24 protein-coding genes and 1 tRNA gene are annotated in these 23,024 nt (G+C 65.3%); 7 read left to right on the forward strand and 18 right to left on the reverse strand.

The genetic code is table 11. The features are described from left to right. The first annotated feature begins 558 nt into the window (after window positions 1–558). Complete coding sequence (locus L2A60_RS01455; protein ID WP_235702592.1) at window positions 559–1,845, forward strand: hypothetical protein; 1,287 nt, start codon at window positions 559–561, stop codon at window positions 1,843–1,845. Window positions 1,846–2,065: 220 nt separating this feature from the next. Here the strand turns inward: L2A60_RS01455 and L2A60_RS01460 are convergent, their stop codons facing one another. From L2A60_RS01460 to L2A60_RS01470, 3 genes are all read right to left on the reverse strand, one after another. After that, window positions 2,066–2,428 (reverse strand): hypothetical protein, encoded by a 363-nt coding sequence (locus L2A60_RS01460; RefSeq protein ID WP_235702593.1) that lies wholly within the window; start codon window positions 2,426–2,428, stop codon window positions 2,066–2,068. Window positions 2,429–2,494: 66 nt separating this feature from the next. Continuing rightward, window positions 2,495–3,676 carry a sigma-54 interaction domain-containing protein gene (locus L2A60_RS01465; RefSeq protein WP_235702594.1) on the reverse strand — a complete coding sequence of 394 codons (1,182 nt, stop codon included), beginning with the start codon at window positions 3,674–3,676 and terminating at the stop codon, window positions 2,495–2,497. Window positions 3,677–3,920: 244 nt separating this feature from the next. Then, on the reverse strand, window positions 3,921–4,859 hold the full coding sequence (locus tag L2A60_RS01470; protein WP_235702595.1) for an SMP-30/gluconolactonase/LRE family protein: 939 nt from the start codon (window positions 4,857–4,859) through the stop codon (window positions 3,921–3,923). A gap of 239 nt (window positions 4,860–5,098) precedes the next feature. Between L2A60_RS01470 and L2A60_RS01475 the strand changes: the two genes are divergently transcribed. Further along, the gene (locus tag L2A60_RS01475; protein WP_235702596.1) at window positions 5,099–5,833 is read left to right on the forward strand and encodes a hypothetical protein; all 735 of its coding nucleotides are present in this window, start codon (window positions 5,099–5,101) and stop codon (window positions 5,831–5,833) included. Window positions 5,834–5,905: 72 nt separating this feature from the next. Here L2A60_RS01475 and L2A60_RS01480 read toward each other — a convergent pair whose 3' ends face one another. From L2A60_RS01480 to L2A60_RS01490, 3 genes are all read right to left on the reverse strand, one after another. After that, window positions 5,906–6,289: a hypothetical protein gene (locus L2A60_RS01480; RefSeq protein WP_235702597.1), complete on the reverse strand. Its 384-nt coding sequence runs from the start codon at window positions 6,287–6,289 to the stop codon at window positions 5,906–5,908. Next, window positions 6,253–6,579, reverse strand: a complete 327-nt coding sequence (locus L2A60_RS01485) for a transposase (RefSeq protein WP_235702598.1) — start codon at window positions 6,577–6,579, stop codon at window positions 6,253–6,255. Before L2A60_RS01485 ends, L2A60_RS01480 begins: the two co-directional genes overlap by 37 nt. A 157-nt stretch (window positions 6,580–6,736) precedes the next feature. Further along, window positions 6,737–6,811 (reverse strand) — tRNA-Thr (locus L2A60_RS01490). A 91-nt stretch (window positions 6,812–6,902) separates the two neighbouring features. Here L2A60_RS01490 and L2A60_RS01495 point away from each other — a divergent pair. The 3 genes from L2A60_RS01495 to murA are packed head-to-tail and all read left to right on the forward strand — an operon-like array spanning window position 6,903 to window position 8,890. Continuing rightward, window positions 6,903–7,070 carry a hypothetical protein gene (locus L2A60_RS01495; RefSeq protein ID WP_235702599.1) on the forward strand — a complete coding sequence of 56 codons (168 nt, stop codon included), beginning with the start codon at window positions 6,903–6,905 and terminating at the stop codon, window positions 7,068–7,070. Then, a complete protein-coding gene (dcd, locus tag L2A60_RS01500; protein WP_235702600.1) occupies window positions 7,061–7,615 on the forward strand; it encodes a dCTP deaminase in 555 nt (184 codons plus the stop codon). Before L2A60_RS01495 ends, dcd begins: the two co-directional genes overlap by 10 nt. Window positions 7,616–7,633: 18 nt before the next feature. Continuing rightward, window positions 7,634–8,890 (forward strand): UDP-N-acetylglucosamine 1-carboxyvinyltransferase, encoded by a 1,257-nt coding sequence (murA, locus tag L2A60_RS01505; protein WP_235702601.1) that lies wholly within the window; start codon window positions 7,634–7,636, stop codon window positions 8,888–8,890. Between the two features lie 9 nt (window positions 8,891–8,899). Here the strand turns inward: murA and L2A60_RS01510 are convergent, their stop codons facing one another. The 12 genes from L2A60_RS01510 to L2A60_RS01565 all read right to left on the reverse strand — a co-directional run bounded on the left by L2A60_RS01510 (window position 8,900) and on the right by L2A60_RS01565 (window position 20,792). Then, complete coding sequence (locus tag L2A60_RS01510) at window positions 8,900–10,129, reverse strand: SAM-dependent methyltransferase (protein WP_235702602.1); 1,230 nt, start codon at window positions 10,127–10,129, stop codon at window positions 8,900–8,902. A 147-nt stretch (window positions 10,130–10,276) separates the two neighbouring features. Then, window positions 10,277–10,834, reverse strand: a complete 558-nt coding sequence (gene rplI, locus L2A60_RS01515; protein ID WP_235702603.1) for a 50S ribosomal protein L9 — start codon at window positions 10,832–10,834, stop codon at window positions 10,277–10,279. Between the two features lie 12 nt (window positions 10,835–10,846). Then, the gene (rpsR, locus tag L2A60_RS01520; RefSeq protein WP_235702604.1) at window positions 10,847–11,134 is read right to left on the reverse strand and encodes a 30S ribosomal protein S18; all 288 of its coding nucleotides are present in this window, start codon (window positions 11,132–11,134) and stop codon (window positions 10,847–10,849) included. A gap of 2 nt (window positions 11,135–11,136) precedes the next feature. After that, complete coding sequence (gene rpsF / locus L2A60_RS01525; protein ID WP_235702605.1) at window positions 11,137–11,613, reverse strand: 30S ribosomal protein S6; 477 nt, start codon at window positions 11,611–11,613, stop codon at window positions 11,137–11,139. A gap of 179 nt (window positions 11,614–11,792) precedes the next feature. Continuing rightward, window positions 11,793–12,677, reverse strand: a complete 885-nt coding sequence (locus L2A60_RS01530; RefSeq protein WP_235702606.1) for a DMT family transporter — start codon at window positions 12,675–12,677, stop codon at window positions 11,793–11,795. A 71-nt stretch (window positions 12,678–12,748) separates the two neighbouring features. Beyond that, window positions 12,749–15,307 carry a bifunctional acetate--CoA ligase family protein/GNAT family N-acetyltransferase gene (locus L2A60_RS01535; protein WP_235702607.1) on the reverse strand — a complete coding sequence of 853 codons (2,559 nt, stop codon included), beginning with the start codon at window positions 15,305–15,307 and terminating at the stop codon, window positions 12,749–12,751. 48 nt (window positions 15,308–15,355) lie between these two features. Further along, on the reverse strand, window positions 15,356–15,700 hold the full coding sequence (locus tag L2A60_RS01540) for a hypothetical protein (protein WP_235702608.1): 345 nt from the start codon (window positions 15,698–15,700) through the stop codon (window positions 15,356–15,358). Next, window positions 15,688–16,179, reverse strand: coding sequence for a hypothetical protein (locus L2A60_RS01545; protein ID WP_235702609.1), 492 nt, complete (start codon window positions 16,177–16,179; stop codon window positions 15,688–15,690). The genes L2A60_RS01540 and L2A60_RS01545 overlap by 13 nt, the downstream gene beginning before the upstream one ends. 5 nt (window positions 16,180–16,184) lie before the next feature. Continuing rightward, window positions 16,185–18,092, reverse strand: coding sequence for a potassium transporter Kup (locus tag L2A60_RS01550; RefSeq protein ID WP_235702610.1), 1,908 nt, complete (start codon window positions 18,090–18,092; stop codon window positions 16,185–16,187). 8 nt (window positions 18,093–18,100) lie between these two features. Then, complete coding sequence (locus tag L2A60_RS01555; protein ID WP_235702611.1) at window positions 18,101–18,895, reverse strand: (Fe-S)-binding protein; 795 nt, start codon at window positions 18,893–18,895, stop codon at window positions 18,101–18,103. Next, window positions 18,892–20,037 carry a murein transglycosylase A gene (gene mltA / locus L2A60_RS01560; protein WP_235702612.1) on the reverse strand — a complete coding sequence of 382 codons (1,146 nt, stop codon included), beginning with the start codon at window positions 20,035–20,037 and terminating at the stop codon, window positions 18,892–18,894. Before mltA ends, L2A60_RS01555 begins: the two co-directional genes overlap by 4 nt. Before the next feature lie 74 nt (window positions 20,038–20,111). Beyond that, window positions 20,112–20,792: a Tim44/TimA family putative adaptor protein gene (locus tag L2A60_RS01565; RefSeq protein ID WP_316044759.1), complete on the reverse strand. Its 681-nt coding sequence runs from the start codon at window positions 20,790–20,792 to the stop codon at window positions 20,112–20,114. A 118-nt stretch (window positions 20,793–20,910) separates the two neighbouring features. On the opposite strand from L2A60_RS01565, the gene L2A60_RS01570 reads away from it, so the two are divergent. After that, window positions 20,911–21,465 carry a histidine phosphatase family protein gene (locus tag L2A60_RS01570; protein ID WP_235702613.1) on the forward strand — a complete coding sequence of 185 codons (555 nt, stop codon included), beginning with the start codon at window positions 20,911–20,913 and terminating at the stop codon, window positions 21,463–21,465. Between the two features lie 80 nt (window positions 21,466–21,545). Next, window positions 21,546–23,024 carry an efflux transporter outer membrane subunit gene (locus L2A60_RS01575; protein WP_235702614.1) on the forward strand — a complete coding sequence of 493 codons (1,479 nt, stop codon included), beginning with the start codon at window positions 21,546–21,548 and terminating at the stop codon, window positions 23,022–23,024.

A 23,024-nucleotide genomic window follows, 5' to 3' on the forward strand; every position in this document is an offset into this window, starting at 1 on the left:
CTCTTCGAGGCTGAGCTTCACCACATACTTCTTTACGGCACTTTGTTTCGCGGTCACGAACCATCTCCGTCGTTGCGGAGTCATCGAATCGAAGGTCCGCCGCAAAATCAATGACGGAGGGTACTAGTGTGGTGGTGCGCGGGGCAGGAACAACGACGTAATCGGCTCGCCGACATGCGCCGGCGGGTGGGTTTGTGCGCCATGAGGGCAGGAACCGATCCGCGGGCCGCTCGAAGCGCGCGTGGCCGATAAGTCACATGTTGCGAATTCCTGTCCGCCCATTCGGAATTCATTGCAGGCAAGCATTATAAAAACTTGTGATCGGATAAGTGAATATGATAGCGTGTTTTTAATCGGCACAAAAATGTTAGTGCCTTGATGCACGACCGGAACGCTGTTCGCTGCACCAATTTTGCGGGGAGGAACAGAATGCTCACCGAATGTCGCCCGAGTACTGCGGAAAGCATCGCGCTTCCGGGAAACGGAAACCTCGCGCGGCAATCTTTCCGCTTATGGCACGCGGCACTTTTCGGAACGATCTGCCTCGCCGGACTGTCCGTGTCGGCCCATGCCCAGTCCGACACGCAAACCGCCGGGCAGTCGATTACGCCACAGGAAGCGGCGAGGCTGCGTGCCGAAATCCTGAAGCAGCAAGCGCAGATCAAGGAACAGCAACGGGAGTTGCGCCTTCAGAGCCTGCGGCTCAACGACGAGCAGAACTTGCTCGACACCGAACTCGGCAAGCTGCGCGGCACCGGCACCGGCACGGCGGCCAACGCGCCCGAACCGGCGGCCACACAAACCGGAACCAGTGCCGCACAAGCTTCGGCGGCAAGCGCACCGGAAGCCGCGCCGATTACCGGGCCGAGCCCGAGGAAGCAGGAAGCGCGGCGGGTGCTGCAAACCGCGCAGGAGCTTTCCAGCACGGGCGGCGTGCTGACGCCGAAAGGCGATCTGGTCGTCGATCCGTCCTTCGAGTACGACTACTACAACGAGAACCAGGTCAATATCAGCGGTTTCACGATAATCCCCGGCATTACCTTCGGCAACATCAATGTCCAGCGCGTCCAGGCGAACTACGCGACCACGGCGATGACATTCCGCTACGGCGTCACCAATCGGCTGGAGCTGAATCTCCGGGTCCCCCTGGTCTACGCGACGGGTTCGACCACGACGCAGCCGCTCGGGCCGAGTGCCCAGGTGTTTTCGCCCGGCGCGAACGCTTTCAGCCTTGGCGACGTCGTGGTCGGCGGAAGCTACCAGATCAACAGCGGCAATAATGGCTGGCCGATCCTGATCGGCAATCTCCTGTTCAAGACGACCACGGGCACCAGCCCGTTCTCGGTTCCGATCTATACGACCAAAGATCCGAACGGGATCTACATTGCCGGAATCGAGAAGAAACTACCGACCGGAACCGGCTTCTATACGCTGGAACCGAACATGACGATTCTGATCCCGACATCGCCAGCGGTCCTGTTCGCCAATATTCTCTACGGGGTCAATTTCGCGCGCGGGGTGCGAATCGCGAATCGCGGCGGCGGGCCTTCGACGCCGGCCACGATCGGTCCCGGCAACTACCTCTCGGGAACGTTCGGCGTCGGCTTCGCCGTGAACAACCGGACCTCGATGACGTTCAGCTACCAGCAGGAACATGTATGGCCCGCGACGGAGAATGGCGTGGGCATCGCTGGTTCGTCGTTCGATTTCGGCACGTTCAATTTCGGGGTGGGGCTCACGCTGACCAAGAACATCACCCTCAATATCGGTGCGGGGATCGGCGTCGGGCCGAACAGCCCGGTCGCGAAGGTTCTTTTCGAGGTGCCAATCCGGTTCCGGCCCTGATCCCGGCAGCGGATTTTCGATCCGCCGTTTCGGGGTGCCGCGAGTCATGCCAAATTCCGACGGCAAGAATCGTCATTGCGAGATCGTGCAACGATCGAAGCAATCCAGCGATCCGCATAGACCGGACAGCTTCATCCGCGCGTGCGAATCTACGCTTCGCGCGGCATGGCCAACAATGGCGCGCGGACGGGATTTATGCCGAATCCGACAAAAACCCGCTTCAGCGCGCCAGGTTGATGGTCAACGTCTCCGACGCCTGGGTCGTGATCACCCTCACGGTCGGAACTTCGTCCCAAAGTTTTATGGTTCCGTTGCCTGGTTTCGGCACCACGGTGCCCGGCACCTCGCTGGGTATGCCCCTGCCCGCCTCGCTTTGCAGTTGATTGGCCGAGAGCGGCACAAGCTCGAAGCTGAGAACCTTGACGGTTGCCGGCTGGGTGGGCGGCCCGTTCGCTCCGTAACCGGGCGACCGGGCAAAAGCCGTTGGCGGCAGCGCGAGAATCGCGATCAGGCCAGCCGCGATGCTCCATCGGCGCCTGCAACCCGCTGAGAAAACCACTGTGGAACGCATTGTCTCGATCACGATTGCCTCATGCCAACGATAAGTGAATGCGATTGTGGATTGCCTGACGATCTGGAGCAAGCGGTTTCATGGCCCGGCCTCCGGTGGCGCATGCCCCTCCTGGCGACTTGCGGCAACGCGATCGACCAAGCCGAACTTTCTGACCATCCGGTATATCGAGACCCGCGTAATTCCGAGCGCCGCAGCCACCTGCGTCAGATTGCCGCCACATCGGTCGATCGCATCGATCAGCGCTTCGCGCTGAGTTCCTGCATTCTGCCTGCGCTTCGGCACGCGGGGCGCGATCACTTGCTTTGGCATCGCCGACGGGTGGTCCGACAGATCGAGATCGTCGACCGCGATCCTGTCGGCATCGGTAATGACGACCGCGCGCTGAATACAGGCCATCAATTCCCGGACATTTCCGGGCCAGCAATGCGAACATAGCCGCTCGATTGCCTGGGGCGCAAATCCCGTCAGGGTTTTTCCGGCTTCCGCCGCAAACCGGCCGAGAAAGAACCGGGCGAGCAATTCGATGTCCTCGGGCCGCTCACGGAGCGGCGGCAGATGAACCGTGAGGACATTGAGCCGGTAGAACAGGTCGGCGCGAAACGCTCCGACCGCGATGACATCGTCGAAGTTCACGTTGCTCGCGGCGATGATCCGAACATCGACCGGAATCTGACTGATCCCGCCGACCCGCTGAATCGTCTTTTCCTGCAGAAAACGCAGCATGTAGCCTTGCAGATCGCTTGGCAGATGGCCGATTTCGTCAAGAAACAAGGTGCCGCCCTTGGCGGCCTCGACAATGCCCGTCTTGCGGCCGACCGCGCCGGTGAACGCGCCTTTTTCGTAGCCGAACAATTCCGAGGCGATCAGCGTCGGCGGAATCGCCGCACAATTCACCGCCTTGAACGGTCCGCTCGCCCTGGTTGATTTCTGGTGGATCGCGTTCGCGACCAGTTCCTTTCCCGTGCCGGTTTCGCCGACGATGAGGACCGGCGCATCCGCGCACGCGAATTTGCGAATCGTCACGAACAGCTTGCGCATCGCCGGACTCGTGCCGACGACAAACCGATCTTCCCTGGGTGCTGCAAGGGCCGTGGCGAGCTTTGCCGCATCGGCGACAGATCGAGACCGGTCGTGCAAAATACCGTTGCCGTCGGCGTCATTCCGCCCCCCCGGCTCGACATGATTCCTGGACGGTTCACTTACGTTATGAGAAAACCGCCCGCCGCCGATGATTTTCAATGACTTTTGTGAAATCACGGAATTTCCTCACCTGTTCTGGAAAAGGAATTCTCTCAAACGAAGCAGTATTTGATAAGTATACAAACACGCTGACAAAATCAACGTACTTTTACTAGAGATTAATTTTGAGACTGCAATCTTGGCGCGTGAACAAACCATATCCAGACATCACTGCTTGCGAGCGAAGCAAAAAGAAATCAGTGCAGAAATCCTGACCATATCGCTTCGAGATTGCGCTCACCACAAAACCGAACCTCGTTAGCTATCCTCCCGCGGCACCCTGGGTATTCACATACAGCGCATAGACCGAATGGCTCGCCGCCATGAACAGCCGGTTGCGCTTCGCACCCCCGAAACAGATATTGGCGCAGCGCTCCGGCAATGCGATCCGGCCGATCGCCTCGCCCGCCGGATCGAACACGACCACCCCGTCCAGCTCCGGCGTGCCCATGCCCCAGCCGGCCCAAACATTGCCGTCGATATCGCAGCGTATGCCGTCCGGCGTGCCCGGCCCGGCATCGACGAATACCCGTCCGTTCGCGAGCTTCACCCCATCCACCACGTCGAACGCCCGGATCTTGCGGTTCGGCACGCCGCGCGATTCCACGATGTAGAGCAGGCTCTCATCGGGCGAAAACGCCAGCCCGTTCGGTCCCAGAACGTCGGCGGCCACAATCGTCGCCGCTCCGGTGCGTCCGTCGATCCGGTACACGTTCGCACCGATTTCCGGCTCGGCGATCGCGCCCTCGTAGTTCGACAGCAATCCGAACGGCGGGTCGGTGAACCAGATGCTGCCGTCCGATTTCACGACGACATCGTTCGGTGAATTGAGGCGCTTGCCCTCGAAGCGATCGAGCAGCACGGTGATCCGCCCGTCATACTCGGTGCGGACCACCCGCCGCCCGCCATGCTCGCAGGTGACCAGCCGCCCCTCACGGTCGCGCGTATTGCCGTTGGCATAGCCGGAGGGCTGGCGAAACACGCACACCTGCCCGCTTGCCTCGTCCCATCGCATCATCCGGTCGTTCGGAATGTCGCTCCACAGCAGATACCGGCCGTCGCCGAACCATACCGGCCCCTCGGCCCAGCGCATCCCGCTTGCCAGCCGCTCGACCGATGCGCTGAAAAGCCGATACTTCGCGAAGGAGGGCTGAAGTATCTCAATCGCCGGATCGGGGTAACGCTCGGCTTGCTGCCACATGAAACGGCCTCCCATTTGTCGTTCGCCGATTCATAGACGCCGATCCGTATCGCGAAAAGAGGCCACATTTCGGCCGAAAGATGGACTTGAGTATCCAATCGGTACTGCCTCTATGCGGAGCGCGAGCAAAAACCACGCCCGAACCTGGCTGCCAAAATATCGCCATCCTGTCGGCATTGATGATCCGCACCGGATGTGAATAGAACGCCTTGCGAAGGCGATGGGGGGTTGGAGAATTCATGGTGATCATGGTCAAATATCGGTTGTTCGAACCGCGCTTGGCGCCTCGCCGGACCAAGCTCGAGGTCCCCGGCTGGGCAGGCGAGCCGCAGCCGCGCCGTGACGGTTCGCACGAACAGGCCTGGCACTGCATGCCGTTCGTCGAAGGGGCGCAATACGGCATGGAACTCATCTATCCGTACGATAACGAGTTGCATGTATCCAAACGCGGCGGGCGCATTGTGCTTGAGGGGGATTTCGGCCCAGACCCCGCAACCGGCATCCAGTGGCCGCCATTCCGGTCTTTTGGTGAAAATTACTATACCTATCAGCTTCTCCTCGATCTCGATGCTGATGAGGATATCGCGGTGCGCACCGAACCGCACCCACGCTTTTACACGAGCGACGCTGATGACGTGCCGATCGCCGTTCCCGCATTGCTGCACACGAGTTGGTGGCCGATGATCTCCTTCGTCGTGTTCAAGGCACCGCCCGAGGGGCGCACGCACATCTTCAGGCCGGGCGAGCCCTTCATGCAATTGCTGTTCTTACCGGGTTCGTGCGATTTCGAATTGGCGCCGATGGCGGAAGACGAAGCCGCCGAACGCGAATTGCGCGGGCGGCGGATCCACGCCAGCCGGGAGACGCTGGGACGGGATTCCCGTTGGCTCTCGTCGACTAACACCGTGTTCGATGCGACCTATCGCCGCCTGCTGCGGGCCGCCAGGGAAAAGGCAAAAAAGCGGAGCGCCTGATTCCCCGGTGCATCGCCACATGTCACCGACGCCACCCCCCCCTATCCCTGGGATCGGCCGCCCGTCGCCTTGCTACCCCTGGTAGTAGCCGTGGTGATGATGGTGATGGTGATGATGGTGGTGGTGGTGGTGGTGGTGGTGGTAATAGGGGTAGGGATAGGAATAGGGATACGGATAGGGGCTGGAGTAAGGCGGCGGCGGACCGTACTGGAATTGCAGATAGGCTTGCGCCAACTCGACATCCTGCGCCGGCGCCACCGTTTTTTGATCGGCGCGCGCGGCATCTTCCGCCCTGAGCATGGCGGCGGCATTCGGAATCGGTTCCAGCAGATCAGCGTAGGACGATGCGTCGAACGCGCTGCGTAAATCCGGCGCATGGGCCGTGGAGGCCTGCGCGGAATTGACCGCGGCGAGTCCTGCTATTGCGCCAAGCAAACCAACTGTCTTTTTGTCCATGATCTTCCTCCGTTCGAGGTCCGCATTCCAATGCACGCGCAAGCGCGGCAATTTTGTGGCCGGCCGTCGGCGATTTTGTGCAGCGGGACCTTGAGCTTGCGGTTCTCCTCCTCGAGGCTCTTCAGCCGCCGGGCGCCCGACACTTCCGTGACGCCATAGCGGTTACGCCAGTTGTAGAAGGTCGCGTCCGAGATCTGTGCTTGCGGCATAGCTCCGCAGTGGGAATCCTCGCCCGGTGCTCCCTCAGGACACCGAATGATCTGTTCCTCGCTGAACCGGATCTTCTTCATCTCCGTCTCCTTTCGACGGAGTCCGGTTCAACCTGCAACCGCCGGCTGCCATACATCGGGAAAATATCGCACCATTAAAGTCCGGGATCAAACACCTAATTCACGGACTAAATCCAAAAATTAATCCAGGACGGATCATGCAAGTCCTTGAAAACAGTGGTGCTGTCAGAGGGAATTGAACCCTCGACCTCCTCATTACCAATGAGGTGCTCTACCCCTGAGCTATGACAGCGCCGAGTGCCGCGCGGGTATATCCAATGGGATTGGGCCGTGCAAGCGTGACCCCTCTTGACGCGGCACGAGCAAAGAAGCTTTGTCCGGCCATGGACGGCAAATCCCCCCACCGAACCCAGGACGCCAAGGTGGCGGCCGCGGCGCGGCGCGACCGCGAGGCCGAGGCGCTGCGGGCGAATCTCGCGAAACGCAAGGCGCAAAACCGCGCGCGGGCCGAGGCGCCGAAACCGGAAAGCCCGGCAAAATCATGCCGGTAATGCCCGATCGGTGGATCCGGGAGCAGGCGCGTGACTTCGGGATGATCGACCCCTTCGTCGAGACCCAGAAGCGCGCCGGGGTGATCTCCTACGGGCTGTCGTCCTACGGCTATGACGCGCGGGTTGCCGACGATTTCAAGATTTTCACCAATGTCGATTCGGCGGTGGTCGATCCCAAGGATTTCTCGCCGACCAGTTTCGTCGATCGGACCGGACCGGTCTGCATCATTCCGCCCAATTCCTTCGCGCTGGCCCATACGATCGAATATTTCCGCATCCCGCGCGATATTCTGGTGATCTGCCTGGGCAAATCGACCTATGCGCGGTGTGGCATCATCGTGAACGTCACCCCGCTGGAGCCGGAATGGGAAGGTCAGGTGACGATCGAGATTTCCAATACCACCCCCCTGCCCGCCAAGATTTACGCCAACGAAGGCATCTGCCAGTTCCTGTTCCTGCAAGGTGCCGGCCCGTGCGAGGTCAGCTACGCCGACAAGGCGGGCAAATACATGCGCCAGCGTGGCGTTTCGCTCCCCAAACTGTAAGGCCGAAGACCGCATATCATGGATAGAATTCGGATCAGGGGCGGCCGGCCGCTCGAAGGCACCATCGACATTTCGGGGGCCAAGAACGCGGCGCTCAAGCTGATGGTCGCCGGGCTGCTCACCGACAAGCGGCTGATCCTGGATAACGTGCCGAACCTCGCGGATGTCGAGACCATGGCGCAACTGCTCGCCCAGCACGGCATCGTGGTCGATCGGCCCACGCCGCGCCGGCTCTCGGTGGGTGGTGCGATCACCAATACCGAAGCGCCCTATGACATCGTGCGCAAAATGCGTGCTTCTATTCTCGTGCTCGGCCCGCTTTTGGCGCGAACCCGCGAGGCGCGGGTGTCGCTACCCGGCGGCTGTGCGATCGGCACCCGCCCTGTCGATCTGCACCTCAAGGGTCTGGAAGCGATGGGCGCCGCGATCCGGCTCGATGGCGGCTATATCGACGCGACCGCGCCGCATGGGCTGCACGGCGCGGAGATCACCTTCCCGTTCGTGTCGGTCGGGGCGACCGAACACTTGATGCTCACGGCGACCCTGGCGGAGGGTGAAACCACGCTGATCAACGCCGCGCGGGAGCCGGAAATCGGCGACCTCGCCACCTGCCTGAACGCCATGGGCGCCAGCATCACCGGCATCGGCACCGATCGGCTGAGCATTCTCGGCGTGAAATCGCTCCATGGCGCAAACCACGCCATTCTGCCGGACCGGATCGAAACCGGCACCTATGCCTGTGCCGCCGCGATCACCGGCGGCGCCATTTTTCTTCGCGGCGCGCGCCCGGCTGATCTCGGCGCCGTGCTTGTCACCCTGTCTGAAGCGGGCGTCGATGTCAGCGAAACCACGGAGGGAATCCAGGTCAGCCGGCGCAACGGGCTGCACGGCACTGACGTGATGACCGAACCCTTCCCCGGCTTCGCCACCGATATGCAGGCGCAGTTCATGACCCTCATGGCGGTCGCCGAAGGCGCCTCGATGATCACCGAAACCATTTTCGAAAACCGCTTCATGCACGTGCCGGAACTCAACCGCATGGGCGCGCGCATCAACGTCCACGGCGCCTCGGCCATCGTGCGCGGGGTGCCCGCCCTGTCCGGCGCGCCGGTGATGGCGACAGATCTGCGCGCCTCGTTCTCGCTGGTGCTGGCGGGGCTCGCGGCGAAGGGCGAAACCATCGTCAACCGCGTCTATCACCTCGATCGCGGCTACGAAGCCGTGGAACGCAAACTCGCCGCCTGCGGTGCGGACATCGAACGCATCGCGGGGTGAAACCCAGCTTTATGCGGTCTGCCGGCGAGATGCGCGCTCGGCGTCGATCATGTAATCGCGGGTGAGTGGGGCGGCGTCTTGTTTGCGGGCGAGCTGGATCTGGAACACCATGTGGTCCTGCACCCGGAAGGCCAGCTCCGAGCCGGCGAGGTAGAACTCGAACATCCGGCAGAACCGTTCGTCGTAGAGGGAGGCGATGGTGTCGCGGTTGGCGGCGAAGCGTTTGCGCCAATGAGCGAGAGTTTTCGCGTAGTGCAGGCGCAGGATTTCGATATCGGTGCTGCGCAGGCCGGAGCGTTCGAGGGGGGCGAACACCTCGGACAGCGCGGGCGAGTAGCCGCCGGGGAAGATGTATTTGGCGAGCCAGGTGCTGGTTGCGGCCGGCCCGTCGAACCGGCCGATCGCGTGGAGCAAAGTGACGCCGTCGGGTTTGAGGCAGCGCTTGATGGTTTCGAAGAAGGCCGGATAGTTCGGCAGGCCGACATGCTCGAACATGCCGACCGAGACGATGCGGTCGAATTGCTGGTCCATCGCGCGGTAGTCGAGCAGTTCGAAGCGTACGCGGTCGGCGAGGCCTTCGGCTTGGGCGCGCGAGCGGGCTTCGGTGAGCTGTTCGGCCGAGAGGGTGATGCCGGTGACGCGGGCGCCGTAGTCGCGGGCAAGGGTGAGGGCCATGCCGCCCCAGCCGCAGCCGATGTCGAGGACGGTGAGATCGGGCCGGTCGAGCAGGAGCTTGGCGGCGATGTGGCGTTTCTTGGCGGCCTGGGCTTCATCGAGGGTTTCGTCGCCGCGCGGGAAATAGCCGCAGGAATATTGCCGGTCCCGATCGAGGAACAGGGAATACAGCCGGCCATTCAGATCGTAGTGATGGGCGACGTTGCGGCGGGCTTTGCGCGCGGTGTTCATCTGGACCAGCGGGCGGGCCATTCGATGGACCGCCGCTTGCAGCCGCAGCATCGGGATGCGTTTCTCGACCAGTTCGACACTGGCGAGCAGGACGTGGAGCACGTCGTAAATCGAGCAATCGACCGGGGTCAGCGTTTCATCCATATAGCATTCGCCGAACGCCATACCGGGTTCCAGCGCCAGGCGCCGGATGATCGCCGGGTCACGGATGGCGATGGTGGCAGAGGGGCCTGGCGCGCCGGCATAGTGGCTGGCGGTGCCATCGGGCCAGATCACGTCGAATTCACCCTGGACAACCAGTCGTTTGAGAAGCTTGTCCAACATCGCGCGCATGATCGACCCCTTGCCGGAAGGTTAACCTTCCGCATTATTTAGGGAGGTCGTGCGGTCAGAAAAAGAGGTCAGAACGGTATAGGTGCTGTCCAAAACGAAAGCACCGGCCTTTCGGCCGGTGCATGGCTTTGGATGAGACGTAGAGAATCAGGCTTGTTCGGCCGTCTCCGTCTCGTCGAACGCCTCGGGTTCGTCCTCGGCGTCCTCGTCGCGGGTGATGGCCTCGCCGCGTGCCTGTTTCTCGGCTTCCTCGGGGCTGCGGGCGACGTTGACCGTCACCTTCATGACCACCTCGGGATGCAGGGCGACCCGGACCTGAGTGAGCCCGAGCGTTTTGATCGGGTGTTCGAGCAACACTTGGCTGCGTTCGATCGTCAGGCCCGAAGCGGCGCAACCATCGGCGATGTCGCGCGCGGTGACCGAGCCGTAGAGCGAACCGGCATCGCTCGCCTGACGGATCAGGACGACCGAGAGTCCATGGACGCGCTCGGCGATCCGTTCGGCTTCCTCGCGGCGCTTGAGGTTCTGCGCCTCGAGCTGGACGCGCTCGCGCTCGAACCGCTCGCGGTTGTTCTTGGTGGCGCGCACCGCCTTGGCCTGCGGGAGCAGGAAATTGCGGGCGTAGCCGGGCCTGACCTTCACGATCTCGCCCATCTGGCCGAGTTTTTCCACGCGCTGGAGCAGAATCAGTTCAACGTTTGCCATGATGCGTGCTCCTCAATCGACCACGTAGGGCAGCAAAGCGAGAAACCGGGCGCGCTTGATGGCGCGCGCGAGTTCGCGCTGCTTTTTCGCCGAGACGGCGGTGATCCGGCTGGGGACGATCTTGCCGCGTTCGGACAGGAAGCGCGACAGCAGGCGAACGTCCTTATAGTCGATTTTTGGCGCGTTGGGACCGGAGAACGGGCAGGATTTGCGCCGGCGATAGAACGGGCGACGGGCGCCGACGGCGGCGCGGCGGGCAGCAGGATTGACATCGCTGTTATCGGGGGTCGTGTCCGACATGATCAATCCTCCTCGACCAGATCGTCGTCGCGATCGGTGCGGAACTCGTCGCGGGCACGGAACTCCTCGCGGTCCTCAGGGCCGCGACGGCGGCCGCTGTCGAACCGTCCGGCGGGCTTGGGCCCGCGGAAACCGCGCTCACGGTCGCGATCGTCACCCCGGCGGGACAGCGGCGCGGACGGTGCCTCGTCGATTTCCTCGACGCGCAGGGTCATGAAGCGCAGAATGTCCTCGTTGAGGCCGAGCTGGCGCTCCATTTCGTTGACCGATGCGGGTTCGGCATCGAGCCCGAGCAGGACATAATGGCCCTTGCGGTTCTTTTTGATGCGATAGGCAAGATTGCGCAGACCCCAGTATTCGCGCTTCTTGACGGCACCGCCCTCGCCTTCGAGCTGGGCGGTCACGCCGTCGGCGATGGCGTCGACCTGCTGTTGCGTGACTTCGCTGCGTGCGATGAGCACGCATTCATAAAGCGGCATTGATACCCCCTATGGGTTGCTTCAGCCCCGGTGCAAAGCACCAATTTCCCCCATGGAAACGGGCATAGCCGCGTGCGATGCCACGCACACGGCAGGAGAACGGCGCATGTGACACAAAGGCGTGGCGGGAGCAAGGCGGGTTCAGGCGGCACAGCCGCGCCATTGGCTCAGCAATTATGTCATCGCGCGCTGCGCCATTGGCTCAGCACGACGCTCCCCACGATCATCGCGCCGCCGAAAACCTGCGCAGCCGCGAACATCTCGCCGAAGGCGGCGCCGATCAGCCCGGCCCAGACCGGCTCCATCGCATAGATCAGGGTTGCGCGATTCGCGGGCACGCTGCGCTGCGCCCAGTTCTGCGCGACCATGATGAAGGCGGTGACCAGACCAAGACCGAGGACGGCACCGATCGCGAAGGGTGCCGTGGTGAGGATGCGCCCGCCGCGTACGAGTTCGGTGGCGAGCGCCAGGACCGCGACGGTGGTGAGCTGGACCAGAGCGATGCGGCGCGGATCGGTGTGCGTGGAAAATCGTCCGATCAGCACGATCTCGACCGCGGCGGCGAGCGCGCCGCCCAGGGTGAGAATTGCGCCAGCGCCGAGCGCCAGATTGGACGGCGTGACCCCCGAGATCAGGACCAGGCCCGCGAAGGCGAGGATCAGCCCGACGAGAGCGGCGAGTCCCGGTTTGCGACGGAACAGCAGGAATTCCAGCATCGGCACCATCGGCACGTAGAGCGCGGTGAGGAAAGCGGACTCCCCGCTCGCCACGGTGCGCAGCCCGTCGGCCTGTAACCCGTAGCCGAGGAACAGGATAACCCCGATCACCACCCCGCCGACGAGTTCCCGACGCTGAAAACTGGCCGGGTGCGGCCGCACCGCGAGCGCGACCGCGATGGCGGCAACGGCGAAGCGCAGCCCGACGAAGCCGAACGGCCCGACGAAATGCAGCGCAATGCGGGTGACGAGGAACGTGCCGCCCCAGAGCATGGTTACCAGCACCAGCACCAGCACAGGGGATGGCAGACGCATCGATCCGGCGCGCGGGCGGGTGATCTCGCTCATGGCGCTTATCAACGCGATCGCGCGGGGCAGAGCAACCCATGCCGACGCAAGGCTGGCCGGGTCCGGGCCGATCAGGCGAGCGGGAGCCGCACCTCCACCACATCGTCCTCGCCAGGCAGCCGGCGCACGGCAAATCCGAGCTTGCGGACGAAGGCGAGCATCGGCGTGTTGGCGGCCAGCACCTGACCGACGATTTCGGCGACACCTTCGCGGCGCGCCCAGACGATCAGCCGGTGCATCAGCGCCGAGCCGAGCCCCACCCCTTTCGCCGCATTCTCGACCAGCACGGCGAATTCGCCTTCCGTGCCATCGGTGTCCGAGCGCACCAGGCGGGCGACGCCGGCGGTCTCGCCGGTCGCCTGATCGACGCCGATCAGCGCGATCTCGCGCCCGTAATCCACCTCGGTCATCCGCACCACCTGTTCCGGGGTCAGGGCGCGCACCGCCGAGAAGAAGCGGAACCGGACATCTGCTGGTGTCAGCCGCTCGAACAGGCGGTGATGCGCTTCGGCGTCTTCTGGGCGAATCGGGCGAATCAGGAAACGTTTGCCGCGCAGCTCGACCGCCTCGGCGAGTTCCGCCGGGTAGGGTGCGATCACCAGCTCCGCGCGGCGCTCGCCGGCGGGACGCAGGGTGATGCGCGCGCTGGCCGCCGATGCTCCGTGTTCAGTCGCGAACAGCGGGTCGATATCGAGGGCCGCGATATCCGGCCAATCGACGATCAACTGGCTGACCCGCACCAGGGTCGCCTCGACCGCGCCGCGATGCGCCTCGCCCAGCCCGCGCGCGAGCCGCAGAATCGACGCGGCGCCGGCGCGTTCGACCAGCGCGTTCGCGAGGGCGAGGTTGAGCGGCGGCAGATCCACCGCGAGGCGTCCGACTTCGCCGAGATCGCCACCACCGGGGCCGAAGCCGATGGTCGGACCGACGATGATATGTTCGGCGACGCGGATGCGCAGTTCGCGCGCGCGGCGGATTTGGCGCTGGACCAGGAAATTCGCATCCTCCGGCCATTCGCCGCGGCTGCGCAGGCGCGCGGTGATCATGCCCGCCGCCGCCCGCGCCGAGGCGGCATCCGGCAGGTCGAGCGCGACGCTGCCCTCGGGCCGGGCTGTTGCGAGATCGGGATGCGACAGCTTGACCACCACCGGAAACCCGATTGCCGCGGCGGCTTCGGCCACCTCGTCCTGGGTCGCGGCGATCCGGGAGTCCAGAACCTCGATCCCGTAGGCGCGCAGAACGGCGAAGGCTTCCGCCTGGGTCAGCGTGGCGCGGTCCTCGGCGCGGGCGCTCGCCAGGACGGCGGCAACCGATTCACGGTCGGGCGCCATGTCGAGCACCGCCGATTGCGGCAATTCGCGTGCCGCCGCCCTGATCCGCCGGTGGCGCAGCAGATCGGCGAAGCCGCTGACCGCGTCCTCGGGCGTTGCGAAGGCGGCGACGCCGGCTTCCGCCAGCCGGAGTCGCTGTGCGGTGCCGGTGGTTTCGCCCGGAATGGCGGCGAGCAGCGGTGCCTTGATCGCGCCGGCGCAGGCGATCAGCCCGGCGATCGCCGCGTCGTCCGCCGGGCCCGAAGGCGCATGGATGACCAGAACGCCACCGACCTCCGGCGCCGCGGCGAGCATGGCGGCGATATCGGCGAGTTTAGTGCCGGGTGCGCCCGGCAGGGCGATCGGCGCGTCCGGCGCGGGTTCGGCGCCGATCATCATGCCCAGGACGCGGCGGGTTTCGGGCGCGAGGGTGGCGAGCGCAACTCCCGCCGCCAGGGCGGCATCGGCGGCGAGCAGGCAGCCGCCCCGGCTGTTGCCGAGAATGGCAAGGCGATCGCCACGCGCCGGGCGCGCCCTGGTGAGGGTTTCGGCGGCGGCGAAAAACTCGCCGAGGCTGGTGGTAAGCAGCACGCCCGCGCGGGCCAAGGCCGCCTCGAACGCGGCCAGCGCGGTAAAACTCGGATCGGCGAGCCGCGCGCCGGGCGCCAGGGCGACGATGGGCCGCAGCCGCGCGGCGGCCCGCGCCGCCGAGAGGAACAGCCGCGGATCGCGCAGCCCGGCGATTTCCAGCAGGATCGGCCCGGTGCCGGGGTCGCGCGCCAGATGGTCGAGCACCCGGCCGAAGCCGATATCCGCGTTGCCGCCGATCCCGACGATATGGGAAAATCCGATGCCGTTGGGTTCCGCCCAATCGATCACCGCACGGGCGAGCGCGGGCGACTGGCCGAGCAGGGCCACCCTGCCCGGTTTCGGGGCGATATGCGCAAGCAGCGCGTTGAGGCCGAGTCCCGGCACCGCAAGGCCGAAGGAATGCGGGCCGATTACCCGCACGCGGGCGGCGATCGCGGCGGCGCGCAAGCCCGGCGGATCGGAATAGACGATCGCGGCGCCGCGCAGCTTTCCCGACAACCGGGCGAGAATCGCCGGAACGCGCTCCGGCGGATCGGCGATCAGCGCGAGGTCGATCGACGGTGTTTTGCCGATAGTCTCGGCGATCCCGCCTTCGAACGGCGCCGAAGCGAGGGTTTCGCGCAGCCTTGCGCCAAGCGCGGTTGCACCGCCGGAGAGAACAACGGTTTTGGGCCGGAACAGCGCCTCCGGGTCGAAACGATTGACCGGGGAATAGCCGACGGGTTTCATGTCTGCGCCTTATACCTGCGTTTGCGGGGATAAGGGCGGGTCGGCCGATTACGGCGCCGGGCCGATGATCGTCGGTTCCGGCAGGGCGGCGCCCGAGCCGGTATAGGCCGGGTTGGAATCGTTCACGCAGCGATTGATCCGGTCCTGCCGGTCATGGATCTGGGCGAGCTTGTTGCTCAGATAGCGCGGATTCGGAGTACCGGCGAACGGCGTGGCGAACTGGTCGGTGCGCGACAGATAGGCGTAGTGGCGCGCGGCGTTGATCTGATCGGCCCGCTGGGTGCAGGCGGCGAGATCGGCCCGGTCGGCGGCGGATTCCGCCGGCGGCGTCCCGAAACTGCACGAAGCGAGCGGGAGGGCCACAGCCGTCATCATCAGGGTCAGGCGGAGCATGAGACGGATTCCTTATGAACGCTGCGGTCGAGCATGGCGCGCAATTCCATCTCATCGAGATCGCCATCCTCGGTCAAGCGGGTGCGCGCGGCGGCGGCGAGCAGGGCGCCATCGAGCGCGGCGCCGTCGCGCCGGATCGTCACGAATCGGGCGATCCAGGCGGCATCGGCGATCAGCGCGACGAGGCCAAGCAGGCGCAGGCAGACCGAGACGCCGTGCGCGGTCGAAAGATCGGCGATCCGGTCGACCGAGGCGGCCCAGGCGCGGGCATCGCGGTCGCGGAGCAGGACATCCGGGCCGCCGGCGAAGCGGAAACCCCGGCACGGACCGTCATGGCCGGCCTGTGCGGCGTCGTGCGCCGCTTCCCAGGCCCGTTCCAGGTCGCGCTTGGCGACCCTGGGCAGGCGCGGCGGCTGGATGGGGACGAGATGCAGTTCGGTGCCGTCCTCGGCGACGGCGCGAGGAAAGGGTTGCGCCATATCGGTCAGATGGCGACGCGAACGCCGAGTTCCACGACCCGGTCGGACGGGATCTGAAAGAATTCGGTCGCCGAGATCGCGTTGCGCAGCATAAACAGAAAAATCGTCCGGCGGATCAGCCCGAGCTTCGGCACCATGGCCGGCACCACCGTCTCGCGGCCGAGGAAATAGCTGGTCTGCATCGGGTTGAACGGCAGCCCCTGTTCGCGCAGCAATTCGAGCGAGCGCGGCAGATTGGGGCTGTCCATGAACCCGTAGCCGATGCCGACCCGGTAGATGCCAGAGGCGAGTTCCTCGCAGCGAATCCGGTCCTCGGGGGCGGCGATCGGCACGTCGAGATTGCGTACGGTGACGAAGAACACGGTCTCGTGCAGCACCTTGTTGTGCTTGAGGTTATGCAGCAGCGAGGCCGGGGTGTATTCCGGGTTGCCGGTCAGGAACACCGCGATGCCCGGCACCCGCACGATGCGCGACTGCGGCAGGCGGCCGAGAAACGAGGCGAGCGGCAGGCTGTCCTGCTGCCAGCGGGCGAACAGCAGGCCCCGCCCGCGCCGCCACGTGGTCATCAGCACCACGATCGACAGGCCGATGGCGAGCGGCACCCAGCCGCCTTCCACGATTTTCAGGATGTTCGCGCTGAAGAACGCCGCGTCGATCGTGAAGAACGCGCCCCAGATCAGGATGGTTTTCCAGCGCGACCAGTTGAAATGGCGATGGAACACCAGGGCCGCGAGGATATTGGTGCAGAGGAACGTGCCGGTCACCGCGATGCCGTAGGCGGAGGCCAGGGCGTTCGAGGAGCGGAACCCGAGCACCAGGACGAGCACGCCGATCGCGAGGGCGATATTCATCTGCGGCACGTAGATCTGACCTTCCTCGGTCAGGCTGGTGTGGCGGACTTCCATGCGCGGCAGCAGGCCGAGCTGCACGCATTGGCTGCCGACGGTGAAGGCGCCGGAAATCACCGACTGGCTCGCGATGATGGTGGCGATGGTCGAGAGAATCACCATCGGGATCAGCAGCGCGTGCGGCATCGTCAGATAGAACGGATTCGAGGCCGCTTTCGGATCGGCGATGACCAGCGCGCCCTGGCCGAAATAATTCAGCACCAGCGCGGGCAGCACGAAGAACATCCAGGTCAGGCGGATCGGTCTGCGGCCGAAATGGCTCATATCGGCGTAGAGCGCTTCCGCCCCGGTCACCGCCAGCACGACGGCGCCAAGTGCGATGAAGGCGAGGAACTCGTGCCGGACGATGAAATGGATGCCGTAGCTCGGTACCAGGGCGCGCAGCACTTTCGGGTCGAGCACGATGCGATAGAGGCCGAAACCGCCGATCGTGATGAACCAGACCGTCATGATCGGCCCGAACAATTTGCCCACCGCGCCGGTGCCGCGCCGCTGCACCAGGAACAGCCCGACGATAACGGCGACCGCGATCGGCAGCACCAGTCGGTTGAACGCCGGCGAGGCAACGCCGAGTCCCTCGACCGCCGAGAGCACCGAAATCGCCGGGGTGATCACGCCATCGCCCAGGAACAGCCCGGCGCCGACGATGCCGACCAGCATCAGCACGTAGCGCGTGCGCGAGGTGCGGGCGACCCGCTGCGCCAGGGCCATCAGCGCCAGAACCCCACCCTCGCCGTTATTGTCGGCGCGCATCACGAAGGTGACGTATTTCAGCGTGACGGTGACGATCAGCGCCCAGAAGATCAGCGACAGCAGGCCGAGCACGTCGATGGTCTTGAGGCCGCCCTTGGTGACGTAACCGAGACAGGCCTGCAACGAATAGAGCGGCGAGGTACCGATATCGCCATAGACCACACCGAGCACGCCGACCAAAGCCGCGAGCTTGAGCTTTTCGGTCTGGCTGGTTGCGATCGAGCTGGTTTCGGATGAACTGGCTTCGGACATGAGGGCGTTCAGTCGCGCGCCATGCCGATCGGCGGCAGATCGTGATGCATTCCGGCCAGAACCTCGACGACGTGGCGCACCGCGACGGGCCGCGCCCCGGCGGTTCTGGCCTCGCGCGAGAGCTTGCCCGCCATGTTGAGCAGGCAGCCGAGATCGCCCGCGAGCAGCAGGTCAGCACCTGTCGCTGCCGCGTCGGCCACCTTGTCGCCCGCCATGCGCGCCGAGATGTCCGGGTATTTGACGCAGAACGTGCCGCCGAAACCGCAGCAGATTTCGGGTTCGGCCATTTCGACCATCGTGAGCCCTTCGACCTTGGCGAGCAGGGCGCGCGGCTGCGCCTTCACCCCCAGTTCGCGCAGGCCGGCACAGGAATCGTGGTAGGTCGCGGTCGCGTCGAGCCGGACCGGCAAACCTTCGAAGCGCATCACGTCGGTCAGGAAACTGGTCAGCTCCCAGCATTTCGCCGCCAGCGACTCGACGCGGCCGCGCAGATCGGGATCCTGATCGAACAGGCCGGGCATGTGCCGGCGCAGCATTCCCGCACAGGAACCCGAGGGGGCGACGATGTAGTCATAGGCCGAGAAGGACGCGATCAACCCTTCGGCGAGCGCGCGGGCGGTGGCCCGGTCACCGGAATTGTAGGCTGGCTGGCCGCAGCAGGTCTGCGCCCTGGGCACCTCAACCGTGCAGCCCGCGGCTTCCAGCAGCTTGATCGCGGCGAAGCCCACGCTCGGGCGATAGAGATCGGCGAGGCAGGTGACGAACAAAGCGACGCGCGGCTTCGGGTTGACGGCCTCACTCATGAGGTTGGCCCACCGGCGGATGTGGCCGAAGCCGATGCGATCGGCCGCGGCAGCAGCACGAACAGCCGGCCGGTGTCGTCCGTCGCTCCGGCGAGGGTCGCGGCATTGCGGCCGATGCCGAAGAAGATCTGGGCACCGGCAGCGCCCTTGGCGCCGACATCGATATCCTGCGCGGTCATCAGCCGGTCCATCGTGTTGGCGGCGACGAAGACCGGCGCACCAAGGGGAATCGCCTTTTCATCGACCGCGATCGAGCCTTCCGGGGTCAGCGGCACGCCGAGCGCGCCAGGCGCACCCAGACCGTCCGGCACATCCCGGACGCGTTTCATGAACACGTAATTCTTGTTGGCGTCCATCAGTGTGGACGCCTCGGCCGGGTGAGCGCGCAACCAGGCGCTGATCGATTGGATCGACACGTCATTGGCCTGGAGATAGCCCTTCTGAACCATCAGCTTACCGATCGGGGTATAGGCCCGGCCGTTGGTGCCGTCGAATCCGAGATCGATCAGGGTTCCATCCGGCAGGCGCAGACGGGCCGAACCCTGAACCTGGACCATATAGGTATCCACCGGATCGCGCAGCCAGGCGACCACATGCGCCTCGCGGGCGATCGCGCCGCGTTCGATGCGCGCGCGGCTGTAGAACGGCACCAGCTTGCCGTAGCGCAGGCGTCCGACGATGCGCTGATGCCCGGTGCTGTCGCGGAACACGCCGAGATTGGCGCGGACGAGGTTGCGCGGCTTGCCGTAGAGCGGGATGGCGTAGCCGCGCAGCCGGATCTCCGATCCCGCGTAGACCGGCTCGAAATAGCCGGAAAACCGGGTCGGGCCCGCCGCCTCGTAGGGCACGAAATAGGTTTGAAAGAAGGTCTGCGCCGCCGCGGGATCGCCGGGGGAAACCGCGCGGGCGGCTGCACAGACGCCGCGCCACAGCCCCGCCTTGCCGGCGAGGCGCGCCGCGACGCCGTCGCCACCGAGGGTCTGGTCTTCCGGCATCACGGCGAGCGCGCGGCAGGAGCGCACGAAGCTGGCCAGCCCGGTCTGGGCGATAGCCGGGCTCCAGCCCGGCAGTGCGGTGAAGGCGACCGGGCTCAGCCCCGCCGCGCCGGGTGCGACGACCCCGGTATTCGGGGCCTTCATCATGCAACCGGCGAGCAGCACAGGCAGCAGCGCGGCGCGGAGGCGAGCCCGCCTCGACAAAAAACCGGGCATGGGTCTCAGCCGCTGCGCGCCGCCGCGAGCCGCCAGACCGGATCGCTCGCGTTGATGGTGTGCTCGAAGCTCCACAGATCGACGATTTCGGTCACCGCCTCGGTTCCGGCAACGAGCTGGCCCTGGCGGTCGCGGGTGAAATTCTCCTGATCGGAGACGAACCGCACCACGATGATCGCATGATCGCCCAAGGTTTCCGCTTCGTCGATCGTCGCTTCCACGATCTGCTTGATGTCGGTCTGCTGGGTTTCGCCCGCTTCGGTCCGCATCGCGATGGCGTGCTCGAAGGTGGCGAACACGCTGGGCGTGAGAAGGTTGCGCAGCGTCGTCAGGTCGCCGGCGGCGAAGGCGGTGACGATGCGGCGGAATGCGGCTTCCGCGCCGTCAAGGAAACGCACCGGATCGAAGCCGCGATCGGCGGCGGCAATCCGCGCCAGCGCCTGGCCCAATTCGGTGTGCGGCGGCGGAATTGGCCGGCCGGGCTTGGGGCGCACCGGCTCGGCGATTCCATCGATGACCGGAGCCGTGGGGCCGCGCAGCCCGACGCTCTGCTGGTCCGGCAAAGGCGGCCGCTCGTAGCCGGTGCGTTTGCCGAGCACGCTGCGCAGGCGCAGCACGAGAAACCCGGCCACCAGGGCGAGCAGAATGATATCGATGGGAAATCCGGCATGCATGTCCGACGGCAACCTATATCCGGTAGGAAAGTCCAAGTGAGGTGATAGGCCGAGCCAGCCCGCACCGCAACCACCGCGCGGCAGCTCCGCCCGGTTTGCCGGGGTGCACGCCGCGCGGTATCGCTGCCGCATGATCCTGCTTCGCCACGGCCAGAGCGAATTCAACCTGCATTTTTCCGCGACCCGCCGCGACCCCGGCATCGAGGATCCGCATCTGACGCCGGAGGGCCGCACCCAGGCCGAGGCGGCCGCACGGGCGCTGGCGGATACGAAACTGACTCGGCTGATCGTCTCGCCCTATACGCGTGCATTGCAGACGGCGGCGCCGTTCATCGCCAGCCGCGACCTGACTGTCGAGATCGAGCTGCTGATCCGCGAGCGCTACGCCTTCGCCTGCGATATCGGCAGCGCGCCCGCGGTGCTGGCGGAATCGTTTCCCGATCACGATTTCGCGCATCTGCCGGACCGCTGGTGGCCGGAAGGCCGCGAGGAGGAAGCTTCGGTGATCGACCGCGCCGCCCGGTTCCGCGCCATGATGGCGGCGCGGCCCGACCAGCGCGAGACGATCGTGGTGAGTCACTGGGCGTTCATTCTGGCGCTGACCGGCCAGTCGCTGATGAACGGGCAGTGGATCGGCTACGATCCCACAAGCGCCCCGCCCGGCGCGCTGCGCTGGACCCCGTGACGCTTCCGTATTTCGCGCCATCGTGCAATGCGGCTGTTACAATCGGCCGCTATGACGGCCCGTTATGACGAGCGGCAGGAATGAGGAGCGCCGGCAAGGATGACTACCCGGTGACGCGGATTCGGCTGGCCGCATCGCTCGTCAGCACCCTGACGCTTGCCGGCTGCGTGGTCGGGCCCTCGTTCCATGCGCCGAAGCTCGCGGTGCCGACCGGCTTCGTGTCGCCCGCCGCGGCGCCGCCCGCCTGGCCCAAGCCCGGCTGGTGGCGATATTTCGGATCGCCGGAGTTAGACCGGCTCGTCGCCGCCGCGAAGACCCATAATTTCTCGGTGCGCGAGGCGATCGACCAGCTCGAGGCGGCGAATGCCCAGATCGAGATCTCCGGCGCGCCGCTGCTGCCGAGCATCACCGCGACCGGCAGCGGCAATTTCCAGCAGGCCGGCGCCAGCGCGGCGGGGGCGTCCTCGGCGTCGAATTTTTCCAGTTTCGGCGGCGTCGGCACCAGGAAGAACATCGACAGCCGGCATTTCACCGCCGCGTTCCAGGCCTCCTACCAGCTCGATTTCTGGGGCAAGAATTACGACGCGCTGCGCGCCGCCCAGGCGAACGCCGCCGCCGCGCAGTTCAACGCCGCGACCGTGGCGCTGACCGAGGAGGCCGCGGTCGCCACCACCTATTTCCAGACCCTCGCCTATCAGGACGAACTCGGAATCGCCAAACGCAACCTCGCCGCGGCCCAGGGCCTGCTCGACCAGCTCCGCGCCGAATTCAGGGCCGGGGTGGTCGATGCGCCGTCGGTCGCGCAACAGGCGGCGCTGGTCGCCTCGGAGCGGGCGAACATTCCCAACATCACCTCCGAGATGCGCCAGCAGGCGATCGGGCTCGGCATTCTCACCGGCAGGGCGCCGGAATTCCTGCGCATCCACGGCGGCACGCTGAGCGCGATCCATGTGCCGCGCATCCGCCCCGGCCTGCCCGCGCAGTTGCTGACCCGCCGGCCCGATATCGCCGAAGCGGAGGCCACGCTGATCGGGGCGAACGCCAATGTGCGCGGTGCGATCGCGTCGTTTTTCCCGTCGATCTCGCTGACCGGCTCGGCGGGCTGGCAGAGCACGGCGCTGAACACGCTGTTCGCGCCCGGTTCGATGCTGCTTTCGGCCGCGACATCGCTGAGCCAGCCGATTTTCGAGGGCGGCGCGCTCGAGGGCACGCTGAATGTCGATCGCGCGACCTATCGCGAGGATGTGGCGAAATACGAACAGGCGGTGGTGCAGGCGTTTACCGATGTCGAGACCGCGATGACCGCCCTGCATTTCGCGACGCGCCAGGAGCGGCTGCAGCGCATCGCGGTGGAGCGGGCGCGAGCGGCGCTTGACGGTGCGAAGGCGCAGTTGCAGGCCGGAGTGGTCGATATCAGCACCGTGCTGAACGCCGAACAGACGCTGCTGTCCGACGAAAACACGCTGGAGCAGGCGCGGCTGACCCGGCTGGATGCGGCGGTCAATCTCTACAAGGCGATGGGCGGCGGCTGGATACTGCCCAAGGACGAGGTGCAATAG

The sequence above is a fragment of the Acidiphilium iwatense genome (genome assembly GCF_021556475.1).
In the GTDB taxonomy this organism is placed as follows: Bacteria; Pseudomonadota; Alphaproteobacteria; order Acetobacterales; family Acetobacteraceae; genus Acidiphilium; species Acidiphilium iwatense.

What these genes read in the sequence shown, in the direction of transcription:
- L2A60_RS01470 (WP_235702595.1), bottom strand. Translation starts at nt 4,859, where the DNA reads ATGTGGCAGCAAGCCGAGCGTTACCCCGATCCGGCGATTGAGATACTT.
- L2A60_RS01475 (WP_235702596.1), top strand. Translation starts at nt 5,099, where the DNA reads ATGGTGATCATGGTCAAATATCGGTTGTTCGAACCGCGCTTGGCGCCT.
- L2A60_RS01480 (WP_235702597.1), bottom strand. Translation starts at nt 6,289, where the DNA reads ATGGACAAAAAGACAGTTGGTTTGCTTGGCGCAATAGCAGGACTCGCC.
- L2A60_RS01485 (WP_235702598.1), bottom strand. Translation starts at nt 6,579, where the DNA reads ATGAAGAAGATCCGGTTCAGCGAGGAACAGATCATTCGGTGTCCTGAG.
- L2A60_RS01495 (WP_235702599.1), top strand. Translation starts at nt 6,903, where the DNA reads ATGGACGGCAAATCCCCCCACCGAACCCAGGACGCCAAGGTGGCGGCC.
- dcd (WP_235702600.1), top strand. Translation starts at nt 7,061, where the DNA reads ATGCCGGTAATGCCCGATCGGTGGATCCGGGAGCAGGCGCGTGACTTC.
- murA (WP_235702601.1), top strand. Translation starts at nt 7,634, where the DNA reads ATGGATAGAATTCGGATCAGGGGCGGCCGGCCGCTCGAAGGCACCATC.
- L2A60_RS01510 (WP_235702602.1), bottom strand. Translation starts at nt 10,129, where the DNA reads ATGCGCGCGATGTTGGACAAGCTTCTCAAACGACTGGTTGTCCAGGGT.
- rplI (WP_235702603.1), bottom strand. Translation starts at nt 10,834, where the DNA reads ATGGCAAACGTTGAACTGATTCTGCTCCAGCGCGTGGAAAAACTCGGC.
- rpsR (WP_235702604.1), bottom strand. Translation starts at nt 11,134, where the DNA reads ATGTCGGACACGACCCCCGATAACAGCGATGTCAATCCTGCTGCCCGC.
- rpsF (WP_235702605.1), bottom strand. Translation starts at nt 11,613, where the DNA reads ATGCCGCTTTATGAATGCGTGCTCATCGCACGCAGCGAAGTCACGCAA.
- L2A60_RS01530 (WP_235702606.1), bottom strand. Translation starts at nt 12,677, where the DNA reads ATGAGCGAGATCACCCGCCCGCGCGCCGGATCGATGCGTCTGCCATCC.
- L2A60_RS01535 (WP_235702607.1), bottom strand. Translation starts at nt 15,307, where the DNA reads ATGAAACCCGTCGGCTATTCCCCGGTCAATCGTTTCGACCCGGAGGCG.
- L2A60_RS01540 (WP_235702608.1), bottom strand. Translation starts at nt 15,700, where the DNA reads ATGCTCCGCCTGACCCTGATGATGACGGCTGTGGCCCTCCCGCTCGCT.
- L2A60_RS01545 (WP_235702609.1), bottom strand. Translation starts at nt 16,179, where the DNA reads ATGGCGCAACCCTTTCCTCGCGCCGTCGCCGAGGACGGCACCGAACTG.
- L2A60_RS01550 (WP_235702610.1), bottom strand. Translation starts at nt 18,092, where the DNA reads ATGTCCGAAGCCAGTTCATCCGAAACCAGCTCGATCGCAACCAGCCAG.
- L2A60_RS01555 (WP_235702611.1), bottom strand. Translation starts at nt 18,895, where the DNA reads ATGAGTGAGGCCGTCAACCCGAAGCCGCGCGTCGCTTTGTTCGTCACC.
- mltA (WP_235702612.1), bottom strand. Translation starts at nt 20,037, where the DNA reads ATGATGAAGGCCCCGAATACCGGGGTCGTCGCACCCGGCGCGGCGGGG.
- L2A60_RS01570 (WP_235702613.1), top strand. Translation starts at nt 20,911, where the DNA reads ATGATCCTGCTTCGCCACGGCCAGAGCGAATTCAACCTGCATTTTTCC.
- L2A60_RS01575 (WP_235702614.1), top strand. Translation starts at nt 21,546, where the DNA reads ATGAGGAGCGCCGGCAAGGATGACTACCCGGTGACGCGGATTCGGCTG.